The sequence below is a fragment of the Myxococcus sp. AM010 genome, assembly GCF_013372585.1.
GTDB classification, from domain to species: domain Bacteria; phylum Myxococcota; class Myxococcia; order Myxococcales; family Myxococcaceae; genus Myxococcus; species Myxococcus vastator.
On record NZ_JABXEO010000015.1, the window covers coordinates 88,160 to 100,718 of the forward strand.

8 protein-coding genes are annotated in these 12,559 nt (G+C 66.8%); 2 read left to right on the top strand and 6 right to left on the bottom strand.

The genetic code is table 11. From position 1 onward, the window contains the following. Window positions 1-2: 2 nt before the first annotated feature. Window positions 3-1,955, top strand: a complete 1,953-nt coding sequence (locus HV826_RS10705; protein ID WP_176416906.1) for a M3 family metallopeptidase — start codon at window positions 3-5, stop codon at window positions 1,953-1,955. A 15-nt stretch (window positions 1,956-1,970) separates the two neighbouring features. Here HV826_RS10705 and HV826_RS10710 read toward each other — a convergent pair whose 3' ends face one another. Continuing rightward, on the bottom strand, window positions 1,971-3,041 hold the full coding sequence (locus HV826_RS10710) for a hypothetical protein (RefSeq protein WP_176416907.1): 1,071 nt from the start codon (window positions 3,039-3,041) through the stop codon (window positions 1,971-1,973). 150 nt (window positions 3,042-3,191) lie between these two features. Further along, window positions 3,192-5,699, bottom strand: coding sequence for a glycogen/starch/alpha-glucan phosphorylase (locus HV826_RS10715; protein WP_176416908.1), 2,508 nt, complete (start codon window positions 5,697-5,699; stop codon window positions 3,192-3,194). A gap of 225 nt (window positions 5,700-5,924) precedes the next feature. On the opposite strand from HV826_RS10715, the gene HV826_RS10720 reads away from it, so the two are divergent. After that, window positions 5,925-6,509: a DUF2378 family protein gene (locus HV826_RS10720; protein WP_176411584.1), complete on the top strand. Its 585-nt coding sequence runs from the start codon at window positions 5,925-5,927 to the stop codon at window positions 6,507-6,509. A 7-nt stretch (window positions 6,510-6,516) separates the two neighbouring features. On the opposite strand, the gene HV826_RS10725 is transcribed toward HV826_RS10720, so the two are convergent. The 4 genes from HV826_RS10725 to HV826_RS10740 form a co-directional block, all read right to left on the bottom strand. After that, the gene (locus tag HV826_RS10725) at window positions 6,517-7,695 is read right to left on the bottom strand and encodes a M23 family metallopeptidase (protein WP_176411585.1); all 1,179 of its coding nucleotides are present in this window, start codon (window positions 7,693-7,695) and stop codon (window positions 6,517-6,519) included. A gap of 109 nt (window positions 7,696-7,804) precedes the next feature. Continuing rightward, entirely contained in the window at window positions 7,805-9,298 is a 1,494-nt protein-coding gene (locus HV826_RS10730) for a SpoVR family protein (RefSeq protein WP_176416909.1), read from the bottom strand. 35 nt (window positions 9,299-9,333) lie between these two features. Then, complete coding sequence (locus HV826_RS10735) at window positions 9,334-10,443, bottom strand: DUF444 family protein (protein WP_176416910.1); 1,110 nt, start codon at window positions 10,441-10,443, stop codon at window positions 9,334-9,336. Between the two features lie 23 nt (window positions 10,444-10,466). Then, window positions 10,467-12,530 (bottom strand): PrkA family serine protein kinase, encoded by a 2,064-nt coding sequence (locus HV826_RS10740; protein WP_176416911.1) that lies wholly within the window; start codon window positions 12,528-12,530, stop codon window positions 10,467-10,469. Window positions 12,531-12,559 lie beyond the last annotated feature (29 nt).

The window sequence follows — 12,559 nt, forward strand, 5'->3', positions numbered from 1 at the left end:
CTGTGTCAGAGAGCCAAGTCCCCGACGCCGCCCGCCTCGTCACCTGTCCGCCGGCCGAATTCACGCGCGCCGGTGAGGAGGCCATGGCCGCCGCCCGAGCGGGAATCGCCCAGCTCAAGGCCCTCCGTCCCCCCTACATTACGCGCGAGGTGCTGGAGCTCTACGACGAGGCCACGGCCGCGCTCGACGACGCCGGAGCCCGCGCCAGCGTCGCCCGCCATGCGCACCCGGACGCCGCCATGCGCGAGGCCGCTGAGGCCGCCGAGCAGGCCCTGGAGACGCTCGGCAACGACATCCGCATGGACCGGGGCGTCTATGACGTGCTGGCCGCGCTGGATTTGTCCGGCGAGGACGCCGCCACGCGCAAGTGGATGGAGAAGGTGCTGCGCGAGTTCCGCCGCGCGGGCGTGGACCGGGATGACGCCACCCGCGCCCGGGTGAAGGCGCTCCAGGAGGAGCTGGTCCGCATCGGCCAGGAGTTCAGCCGCAACATCCGCCAGGACACGCGCACGGAGGCGCTGGCGCCGTCCGCGCTGGAGGGCCTGCCCGATGACTACGTGCGCGCCCACCCGCCCGGGCCGGACGGCAAGGTGCGCATCACCACGGACTACCCGGACATCGTCCCCTTCATGACGTACTCGCGGGATGCCCAGGCCCGCGAGCAGCTGTGGCGCGTCTTCCGCCAGCGCGGCCACCCCGCCAACGCGGACGTCCTGCACCGCATGGTGTCCCGCCGGAACGAGCTGGCCACGCTGCTGGGCTACCGGAGCTGGGCGGCCTACGCGACTGAGGACAAGATGATTCGGGACGAGCGGGCCGCCTCGGACTTCATCGAGAAGATCGCCGCCGCGTCCGGCGCGCGCATGGAGCGCGACTACGCCACGCTGCTGGAGCGCAAGCGCCGTGACGTCCCCGGCGCCGAGCGCGTCAACCCGTGGGACCAGGCGTACCTGGAGGACCGCGTGAAGGCGGAGCAGTACGCCTTCGACTCGCAGGTGGTGCGGCCCTACTACGAGTACACGCGCGTGAAGCAGGGCGTGCTCGACCTGACGGCGCGCCTGTTCGGCGTCACCTACCGCCGCGTCGCGGACGCGCCGGTGTGGCACCCGGACGTGGAGGCCTACGACGTGTTCGAGGGCACCACGCTGCGCGGGCGCTTCTACCTGGACATGCACCCGCGCGACGACAAGTACAAGCACGCCGCCCAGTTCACGCTGACCAGCGGGAAGTCGGGCCGGCGGCTGCCGGAAGGGGTGTTGGTCTGCAACTTCCCCCGTCCCGGCGCGGAGCCCGCGCTGCTCCAGCACAGCGACGTGGAGACCTTCTTCCACGAGTTCGGCCACCTGCTGCACCACATCTTCGGCGGCCACACGCGCTGGGCGGGCGTGTCCGGCGTGCGCACGGAGTGGGACTTCGTGGAGGCGCCGTCGCAGATGCTGGAGGAGTGGGCGCGTGACACCGCCAGCCTCCAGACCTTCGCCCGGCACCACCAGACGAACGAGCCCATCCCCGCGGACGTGGTGGAGCGCATGCGCCGCGCGGAGGAGTTCGGCAAGGGGCTGTGGGTGCGCCAGCAGATGTTCTACGCGGCGCTCAGCCTGGAGCTGTACCGGCGCAAGCCGGAGGGCGTGGACACGGTGTCGCTCGTGCGCGAGCTCCAGGGGAAGTTCACGCCCTTCCCGTACGTGGAGGGCACCTACTTCCACCTCTCCTTCGGCCACCTCGACGGGTACTCCTCCAACTACTACACGTACATGTGGTCGCTCGTCATCGCGAAGGACCTGTTCACGGTGTTCCAGCAGAAGGGGCTGCTGGCCCCGGAGCCCGCCCAGGCCTACCGGCGCGCGGTGCTGGAGCCGGGTGGCTCCGACGACGCGGCCCGGCTGGTGAATGCCTTCCTGGGGCGCGACTACGACTTCCGCGCCTACGAGGAGTGGCTCAACCAGGCGGCGTGACGCCCCGTCCGCGCTTCAGTTGCGCCCCCACTGCCGGGGGCGCGTGAAGCGGAAGAGGCCACTGGCCTCCTCCTGGGCGATGACGTCCGCCTCGGTGCCGAAGTAGCGGGCGCGCACCTCCTGGAGCCGGGCCTCCAGCGCATCGCCGGAGAGCGTCCGTGCCAGCGCTGTACGCTCCGCCATGTACCGGAGGCCCGCCTCCCAGCGGGCCTCCCGCGTCTGGTCCAGCGCGTCCCAGCGCCGCAGCGCTTCGTCATCGAGCCCCAGTTCCTGGCGCACGGCCCACAAGCTGCGCGCGCGCTCGGCCGGTGTCATGCCCGTCAGCTCGCGCTGGACGGAGGGAAGCGCCAGGAAGCGGTTCATCGCCTCCTGCGGATGCCGGGCGAGCTGCGCGGGTGCCCCGTCTCCGTAGACCTCCCCCAGCCGCGCCTTGTAGGCAGCCAGCTTCTCCGGGAGGGGCAGGTCCTGCCTCGCGTCAATCACCTGGAGCGCGTCCACCAGCGCCTGGTGCTTCAACTCCGATGCCCAGAGGCGCTGCGCCGTCTCCTTCCCGAAGAGCCGGTTGCGCGCATCCCAGACGGCGGCACGCCGCTGCTTCGAGTCCAACCCTCGCAGGTAGGCGTCGTTGTCCTTCACCCACTTCTCGTAGTCCAGACGGTCGCGCAGCAGGGCGGCCAGCGCTTCGTGCTGACTGGGAAAGGCTTTGCGAAGGAAGGTCTGGAGTTCTTCTCGCCACCGGTCCGGCGAGCGCGTCTGGAAATACCGCATGAGCTGCTCCAGCATCCGGAGCTGGACGGACGGTTCATGCAGCCGCGAGCCGAAGCGCTCGAGCAGTGAGAGGCGCAGCACCTCCCACTCCACGTCCAGGGACTCCGCCGCTGGGGCGGCTGCGTTGACGGCGCCTGGCATGGGCGGACGGCTCGCCGGGGGGGCCCCGGGGGCAGGAAGGCCGCGGCCCTGGGCACTCGCGGTGCCAGGGGCGGGAGGCGCGCCAGACGTCTGTCCCATGGGGATGAGTCGCCATCCCACGAGCAGGCCCAGGATGGCGGCGCTCGTCCCCAGCACTCGGTTGGCTTGCAGGCTCATGCCGCCGGGTCCTCGGACGTGGCGGCTCCCATGCCAATCGCCCTCCGGTGCCTTGCGTGGAACTGGACGCATGGGGCGTTCGCTGAAGCGCAGTGGCGCCGCCAGCGCACTGCCGGCCGGCATCGTCACCGGCCGGAAGGGGACGCGTGGCTACGGCTCCACCGGCGTCTGCTGGATGCGCCAGATCTCCTCGGCGTACTGCTTGATGGTCCGGTCCGAGGAGAAGATGCCGCCGCGCGCCACGTTGATGATGCACTTGCGCGCCCAGCCGTCCGCGTCCTTGTAGGCCTGCGCGACCTCCTCCTGCTTCGCCATGTAGGACGGGAAGTCCGCCAGCATGAGGTAGCGGTCCTCCTCCAGGAGGCTGTCCACCAGCGGCTTGAAGAGGTGCTTGTCCTCCGGGGAGAAGAAGCCAGTGGAGATGAGGTCCAGCGCCTCGCGCAGCTCCTGGTGCTGGCTGTACACGTCGCGCGGGCGGTAGCCCTCACGCTTGCGGGCAATCACCTCGTCCGCGGTGAGGCCGAAGAGGAAGAAGTTCTCATCACCCACCGCGTCGCGAATCTCCACGTTGGCGCCGTCCAGCGTGCCCAGCGTCAGCGCGCCGTTGAGCATCAGCTTCATGTTGCCGGTGCCGGACGCCTCCATGCCCGCGGTGGAGATCTGCTCGGACACGTCGGCGGCGGGGATGATGCGCTCGGCCAGGCTCACCCGGTAGTTGGGGGCGAACACCACCTGCAGGCCCGTGGTGCCCGCGTCACTGTTCACCACCTCGGCGATGCCGTTGATGAGCCGGATGGTCAGCTTCGCCAGGTGGTAGCCCGGCGCCGCCTTGGCGCCGAAGATGAACGCCCGCGGGTGGATGATGGTGGAAGGGTCCCTGCGCGCCTTCATCCACAGCGCGACGATGTGCAGCGCGTTGAGGAGCTGGCGCTTGTACTCGTGCAGGCGCTTGATTTGGACGTCGAAGATGGCGTCCGGATTGAGCTGCACCCAGCGCAAGTCCCGGATGTGCCGGGCCAGGTCCTCCTTGTTGGCGCGCTTCACGTCGCGGAAGGCCTTGCGGAACTCCGGGTCCTCCGCGTGCGCCTCCAGCTTCGTGAGCTTGTCCAGGTCCGTGGCCCAGCCCTCGCCGATGCGGGACGTAATCAGCTTGGACAGGCGGGGGTTGCACCACGCCAGCCAGCGGCGCGGCGTCACGCCGTTCGTCTTGTTGTTGAACCGCTCCGGGTTCATGGCCGCGAAGTCCGTCAGCACGTCCCGGCGCAGCAGGTCGGTGTGCAGCGCGGCCACGCCGTTGACGCTGTGGCTGCCGACGACGGCGAGGTGGGCCATGCGAATCTTCTTCTCGGCCCCTTCCTCCACCAGGCTCATCCGCTGCATCTTCTCCTGGTCGTACGGGTAGCGAATCTGCACCTGCCGCAGGAAGCGCGTGTTGATTTCGTAGATGATTTCCAGGTGGCGGGGCAGCAGCCGCTCGAAGAGCGTCGCCGGCCACCGCTCCATCGCCTCGGCCAGCAGCGTGTGGTTGGTGTAGCCGAACGTCTCCTGGGTAATCGTCCACGCCTCGTCCCAGAGCAGGCGCCTCTCATCCACCAGCACGCGCATCAGCTCCGCCACGCCAATGGCCGGGTGCGTGTCGTTGAGCTGGATGGCCGCCTTGCGGGAGAAGTCCCGGAAGTCGGTGTGGTTCTTCAGGTAGCGCCGGACGATGTCCGCGATGGAGCACGCGACGAAGAAGTACTGCTGCTTGAGCCGCAGCTCCTTGCCGGCCTGGAACGCGTCGTTGGGGTAGAGGACCTTGGAGATGACCTCCGAGTCGTTCTTCTCCACCACGGAGCGCTCGTAGTCGCCCGCGTTGAACAGCAGCAGGTCGAACTCCTCGGAGGCCCGCGCCTGCCACAGCCGCAGCGTGTTGACGGTGTTGTTGTGGTACCCGGCGATGGGCGTGTCATACGGCACGCCCACCACCGTCTTGCCGCCCACCCAGCGCGCCACGGGGCGGCCATCCGGCCCCTGGTGGTGCTCCACACGCCCGAAGAAGCGCACCGGCACCGCCTTCTCCGGCCGGACGATTTCCCACGGGTTGCCGAACTTGAGCCACTCGTCGGCGCGCTCCACCTGGTACCCGTCGACGATGTCCTGCGTGAAGATGCCGAACTCGTAGCGGATGCCGTACCCCATGCCGGGGTAGGCCAGCGTGGCCAGCGACTCCATGAAACACGCGGCCAGGCGGCCCAGACCGCCGTTGCCCAGGCCCGCGTCCGGCTCCATCTCCAGCAAGTTGGTGAGGTCCACCCCCACCTCCTGCATGGACTCGGCCGCCGCTTCGTACATCCCCAGGTTCAGCAGGTTGTTTCCCAGGGCCCGACCCAGCAGGTACTCCGCGGACAGGTAGTAGGCGCGCTTGACGTCCTTTTCATAGTACGTGCGCGACGTCTTCACCCACCGGTCCGCCAGCCTGTCCCGCACCGCGAGCGACAGCGCCATGAAGCGGTCATGCGGGGTGGAGGACTCGTAGTTCTTTCCGCGCGAATAGCGCACGTGGTCGAGGAAGGAACGGCGCAGGCTGGCCGCGTCGTGCCCGACGCGCCCGCTGTCGTCGGTCTGGGCCGGCTGGGCGGGGCGGGGCTGCTGGGAGGCGGAGGCAGGAGGGGCCATGTCGCTGGGTATCTCTGGACGTAGATGCTGCGGGTTCAGGGCTTCGCGGGCCCCGGGCTTTCCCGGGTACGCGAAGGTGCGTCAGGCTAGCGCAGCCGTGTCTCGCATCGCACCGGTAAAGCGCGGCTTTGCCCCCTGGGACAGCTCACCTGGAAGGGCGGCGGACTGCCTGCCGGTGGATGGCGCGCCAACCCGGAGACGGATTGATGTAGAAATCAATCCGCCATGGGTTTTCCGAAGAACGACCTCGAACAACGGCTGGCCATCATCCGCCCCGAAGACACGGTGCGCGGGCTCGTCTTCAACGCGGTGTTCAACCTGACGGAGAAGAAGCTGGGCGCGGACGCGGCCACGCGGCTGCGTGAGCCCTTCTTCAAGCGCTCCCCGGTGGACTTCTTCTCCTATCCGGCCGCGGACGCCCTGCGCCTCCTGTACGCGACGTCGGAGGCGCTCACGCCCGTCTACGGCTCCATGGAGGACGCGGTGCGGGCCTGCGGCGCGGCGGCCGTCACGCACTTCTTCCAGTCCACGGTGGGGCAGACGCTCAACCGGCTCATCGGCAAGGGCGACCCCAAGCGGCTCCTCTCCCACGCGCCCACCGCGTACTCGACGCTGGTGAACTACGGCCGGCGTGAGTTCGCCGTGCTGGGAGACCAGCAGGTGCGCCTGGCCTTCCACGGGGACATGCAGCCGGTGCAGTACCACGAGGGCGTCTTGCAGGAGGCGCTGAGCGTCGTCGGCTGCAAGAGCCGGGTGGTGGGCACGCCTCGCGGCGTGACGGGCGCCGACTACGTCATCACCTGGGAGTAGGCCCGCGTCACGGCATGGCCGCGGCTTGCCCGGCGACGGCGGCCATGGACACGGCCTCCATCTGCCCCGTCAGCGCCTGCGCCCTGGCGAGGAAGTCCGGCAGCAGCTCCTTGGGCAGCGGGTCCGCGCGGGGGTACTGCTGGTTGAGCGGGTTGGTGTACCGGCCGTTGCGCTTGAGGCCGAAGTGCAGGTGCGGCCCGGTGGAGCGGCCGGTGTTGCCGGAGTACGCGATGACCTGCTTCTGCCGCACGCGGGCGCCCGCGCGGACGCCTTCTCCGAAGCGCGACAGGTGCATGTACTGCGTCTCGAAGCCGTTGGCGTGGCGGATGACGACCATGTTGCCGGCGGCGCCCGCGTAGCCCGCCTGCGTCACCGTGCCGTCCGCCACCGCCCACACCGGGGTGCCAATGGGGGTGCCGTAGTCCACGCCGTTGTGGGCCTTGAGGTACTTGAGCACCGGGTGGAAGCGCGAGCCGAAGCGGCTGGTGACGTTGGCGTACTTCAGCGGCGTCTTGAGGAAGGTCTTCTTCGCGCTGGCGCCCTCCTCGTTGAAGTAGTTGGGCTGCCCGTCCGGGAGCACGTAGCGGTACACCTTCTTTTGGCCCACCAGGCCGCCCGTGTACGTCGCCGCCAGCACGTCGCCGTAGCGCAGCAGGCGGCCCTTGGAGACGAACTTCTCCACCAGCGCGCGCGCCGTGTCGCCCTTGCGCACGTCCCGGTAGAAGTCGATGTCCCAGGCGAACACGTCCGCCAGCACCATGCCGATGGCCGGGTCCTCTCCGGCGTCCATCGCCGCCTCGTACAGTGACGACTGGATTTCCAGCGCCACCACGGCGACCTGCTTCTCCACCTCGATGGCGCGCTTGCTGCCCACGTACTTCTCGCCGTCGCGGCGGACCTGCCACTCGTCCACCATGCTCTGGCGGTAGTCGAAGAAGTCCAGCTCCCCGTCGCGCATGACGAGCCGCAGCTGGTCACCCACGCGCGACTTGCGGAAGTCGAACACGCCCTCCAGCGCGGAGATGACGGCGGCCACCTGCGCGTCCGGGAGCTTCGCGTCGTGCAGCGCCTGCGCGAGCGTCTGGCGCGGCTCGATACGGCGGTTCTTGATGACGTAACGGACGGCGGCTTCGGACGTCGAAGCCAGCAGCGCGGCGGCCAGGCAGAGCAGGGGAGCGATTCTCATGGGACGGCGGCCGAGTGTAGTGGACACCCTGGCGCTCGCCCAGCGGAGGGCCGGGAAATTTCTCAGGCTCGGCTGCCTGGCTGCTTGAGCGCCGCCAGGGCAGGGGCGCTCAGAGCTCCACCTTTCGTTCCGAGTGGGTCTGCCCGTCGAAGCGCAGCATGGCGGCCTTGTGGTCGTACCGCGTGAGGATGTTGACGGGCCGGCGCCAGAGCGACTGGAGGTTGCGCAGCGTCTCGCGCGCGTAGTCGCCCTTGAGGTCCTGCCCGTCGTGGCGGTGCGCCAGCAAGAGCTCGCTGCGGTTCTCGAAGTTGCCGTCCACCACCTCGATGATGGGCTGGCCGAAGTTGGTGAGCCCCTGGAGGAGCTTGTTCTTCACCTTCTTGAACTCGCGGTCGAGGATCTCCCACGAATTGCGCTTGTCGTTGAAGCCGTACACGAAGAGCTTCTGCTCCATCGCGAACTCGGGCGTCAGGAACGTGTCGATGAAGGTGATGTCGTTGTAGTGCTTGCGGACCTCGAAGATTTTTTCGCGGCCCGCGCCCAGCTTCTTGTCCCAGGAGCGGCGCGCGCGCAAATCGTCGCACTCGTCCCACTCCTTGCCGAAGCGGCCCTTGTTCCACCGCTCCTCGATGTCCCGCCACAGCTCGATGCCCAGCTTGTACGGGTTGATGGCGCCAGGGCGGGTCCCCATGGTGCCGGAGTGGTGGTCCGCGTAGTCGATGATTTCGTCGTCCTTGAGGGCTCGGCGCGTCATGATGGTGGAGTGCCAGTAGCTGGCCCACCCCTCGTTCATGATCTTCGTCTGGCCCTGGGGCGCGAAGTAGTAGGCCTCGTCGCGCAGAATGGCGAGGATGTCCGCCTCCCACGGCTCCAGCGGCGCCTCCTCCAAGAGGAAGAGCAGCACGTCGCGCTGCGGACGCTCGGGGAACTGCTTGGCGCGCTGCTTCTCGTCCTCCACCTTCTTTCGCTGGAAGTCGAGGAACTCGGACGGGTTGATGTAGCCGCGCATGTATTCGCGGCCCACCTTGAAGCCCTCCACGCGCTCGTTGGCCTTGAGCTCGTCCTCGGCCTTCTTCGGGTCCGGGTTGCGCCGGATGTGCGGCGCGTGCTGGTCAATGAGGTTCTCCAGGCTCAGCGTCCGGTCGATGAAGTCCTCGACCTTCTCCACGCCAATCTTGTCCACCCAGCGCCGCACCCGCGTGGCGTGGTTGGCCATCTCATCAATCATCCGGCGGTTGGTGTGCCGGAAGGAGAAGTTGTTCTTGAAGAAGTCGCAGTGGCCATAGACGTGGGCCATGACGAGCTTCTGGTCCACCTCCGGGTTGCTCTCCATCAAGTAGGCGTAGCAAGGGTCATTGTTGATGACGAGCTCGTAGATCTTGCTCAGCCCGTACTCGTAGCCCTTGGCGAGCTGCTCGTACTCCATGCCCCAGCGCCAGTGGGGATAGCGGGTGGGGAAGCCGCCGTAGGCGGCCACCATGTTCATCTCGTCGTAGGACACCATCTCGAAGCGGGTGTCGAAGAAGTCCAGGCCGAACTCCTTGGCGTAGCCATGGATTTCGTCCCGGAGCGCGGCGAGGCGAGGGGTGAGGCTCTTGGGCATCGGGCAGTCGCTCCGGTGGGAAAGGCCCGCTGAAGTCAGCGGCCCTTGCCGAGGAAGTCCTTGATGGACGCGTAGATGGCGTCCTTGTCCGCGATTTCGCTCAGCGCGACGTTGGGCGTGTCCCCCACCGCCTCGCGCAGATCCTTGATGAACTGGCCGCTGCCGTAGGGTGACTCCACCTGGCCGTAGGCGAACTGGTTGACGTTGGGCAGCACGTCGCTTCGCAGCATCTCAATGCACTGCCGCGTGTCGTCCGCGCTCCAGTTGTCCCCGTCGCTGAAGTGGAACGGGTAGATGTTCCACGCGCTCTTCGGGTAGTCCGCCAGGATGATGTCCCGGCAGAGCTTGTAGGCGCTGGAGATCATCGTCCCGCCAGACTCGCGGGTGTGGAAGAACGTGTCGCGGTCCACCTCGCGCGCCACCGCGTCGTGGATGATGTAGCGCGCCTCCAGGCCCTTGTATTGGTGGCGCAGCCAGGTATCGAGCCAGAAGCTCTCGATGCGGACGATCTCCTTCTGCTCGTCACCCATGGAGCCGGACACGTCCATCATGTAGATGATGACCGCGTTCGTCTCCGGCAGGTCCTGGAGCTTGTAGCTGCGGTAGCGGCGGTCCTCGCGCGTGGGGATGATGACGGGCCGCGCCGGGTCATACGTGCCAGCGGCGATCTGCCGCCGCAGGGCCTGCTTGAAGGTCCGCTTGAAGTGCCGCAGCGACTCCGGGCCGGTGGTGTTGACGCCGGTGTAGCGGATCTTCTGGGTGATGATGCGCTCGTTCTGCCGCCGCTCGATGTTGGGCAGCTGCAGCTCCTCGCCCAGAATCTGGGCGAGCTCGTCGAGCGTGACGTCCACCTCCAGGGCGTGGTCGCCTTCACCCTGGCCGGCCTGCTTGCCCTCCCCGGGCTCCACCGCCCCGGGGCCGAGCTGCTGGCCGACCTCGCCGTCACCCTGTCCGACGCCACCCTGTTCCTTGTGGCCGTACTTGAAGCGGGGGATGTCGATGAAGGGGATGGGGATGGAGATGGCGTCCTTCCCCTTCTTCCCAATCATCTCGCCCTTCTGCACGTACTTGCGCAGGTTGGCTTTGATCTTCCCGCGGACAATCTGTTTGAAGCGGGAGTGGTCCTGGTGGATCTTCAAGGTCACGGCGGCTCGCCCCTCTCTAGGTGTTACTCCTTCGCGTCGCCGCGGGCGAAGATGCTGGCCACGAAGTTCAGCACGTCCGTGGAGCAGATCTCGCAGTAGCCGTAGTTCTTCATCATCCGGTCCTTCACCAGGTCGATCTTCTCCTGCGTCTCCTTGTCGACGACGGAGGACACCAGGTTCTTGAGCTTGATGCTGTCCTTCTGGTCCTCGAACAGCTTCAGCTCCAGCGACTTGTGGAGCCGCTCGTTGGTCCGGTAGTTGAAGGTCTTCCCCTCCACCGCGAGCGCGCCGATGTAGTTCATGATTTCGCGGCGGAAGTCGTCCTTGCGGGTGTCGGGGATGTCGATCTTCTCTTCAATGGACCGCATCAGCCGCTCATCGGGCTCCTCGTAGAGGCCGGTGTACTTGTTCTTGACCTTCTCCTTCTGGGTGTAGGCCTTGATGTTGTCGATGTAGTTGCCGCACAGCTTGGCGATGGCGTCCTCGTCCGCGGAGATGGCGCGCTGGACCTCGTTCTTGACGATGTCCTCGTACTCCTGCTTCACGGACGTGAGCAGCTCCTTCATCCCCTTGCGCGTGTCCTCGTTGTTGATGAGGGAGTGCGTCTTGAGGCCGGCCTCCAGCTCGTTGAGGACCATGAAGGGGTTGATGCAGCCCTCGCCCTTGTCGCTCACCAGGGCGTTGGAGATTTTATCCTGGATGTAGCGCGGGGAGATGCCCTCCAGGCCCTCGCGATTGCTCTCCTTGCGCAGCTCCTTGATGTTGTCCTCGGTGAAGTTCGGGAGCGTCTTGCCGTTGTAGAGCTTGAGCTTCTGGAGCAGCGACAGGTTGTGCTTCTTGGGCTCCTCCAGGCGCGTGAGCACGGCCCACATGGCGGCCATCTCCAGCGTGTGCGGCGCGATGTGCTTGCCCTTGATGGCGCGGGAGTTGAAGTCCTTCTCGTAGATCTTCACCTCTTCGGACAGCTTGGTGATGTACGGGACGTCAATCTTCACCGTGCGATCTCTCAGGGCCTCCATGAACTCGTTGTTCTCGAGCTTCTTGTACTCGGGCTCGTTGGTGTGGCCGAGGATGACCTCGTCGATGTCCGTCTGCGGGAACTTCTTCGGCTTGATTTTATGCTCCTGCGACGCGCCGAGCAGGTCGTAGAGGAACGCGACGTCCAGCTTGAGCACCTCGACGAACTCGATGATGCCGCGGTTGGCGATGTTGAACTCGCCGTCGAAGTTGAAGGCGCGCGGGTCGGAGTCGGAGCCGTACTCGGCGATCTTCCGGTAGTTGATGTCACCGGTGAGCTCGGTGGAGTCCTGGTTCTTCTCGTCCTTGGGCTGGAAGGTGCCGATGCCCACGCGGTCCTTCTCGCTGAAGACGAGCCGGTTGACGCGGATGTGTCCCATGACCTTGGCGAAGTCGCCCTGGTACTGCGTCATCAGTTCCTTGAAGACGAAGCGGCAGGCGGGGCACAGCTCGGAGCCGTCCGGAATGGTGTAGCCGGACTCGGGCGGGGAAATCTCGGCGTAGACCTTGGAGCGCCACTCCCGGGGGATGAGGTTGAGCGGCTCCTCGTTCATCGGGCACTTCATCTTCTCCTTCACCGGGACGCCGTCCGCGCCCTTCTTGTCGGTGAGCCAGGAGAAGGTGTACGCGGCGCCCTCCGGCGTCTTGGAGTAGTCCTCGGTGCCCTTCTTCAGCAGGCGCGCGATGGTGGACTTGGACGAACCCACGGGGCCGTGGAGGAGGATGACGCGCTTCTCGGTGCCGTAGCCCTGGGCGGCGGACTTGAAGACGTTGACCAGCTTCATGAGCGGGACATCGAGCCCGAAGATGGCGTCACGGCCGCCGAACTTCTCGTCACTGAAGAAGTGGTAGCGGATGAGCTTCTTCTTGTTGTCGATGTACTCCGTCTTTCCGTGGCTGAGGATCATGTCGTAGATCCTCTGGAAGGCGGTGCGGGTGACCTTGGGGTTCTGCCGGACGATTTCGAGGTACTCCTCGAACGAGCCTTCCCAGTTGAGCTCCGCGTAGGTCTTCACGTCCTGCAGCGCGGCGATTCTGGAGACCCACGAACCCTTCTCAGCGTCCTTCATGTCTCTCCCTCGGAGCCCACCCGAGGACG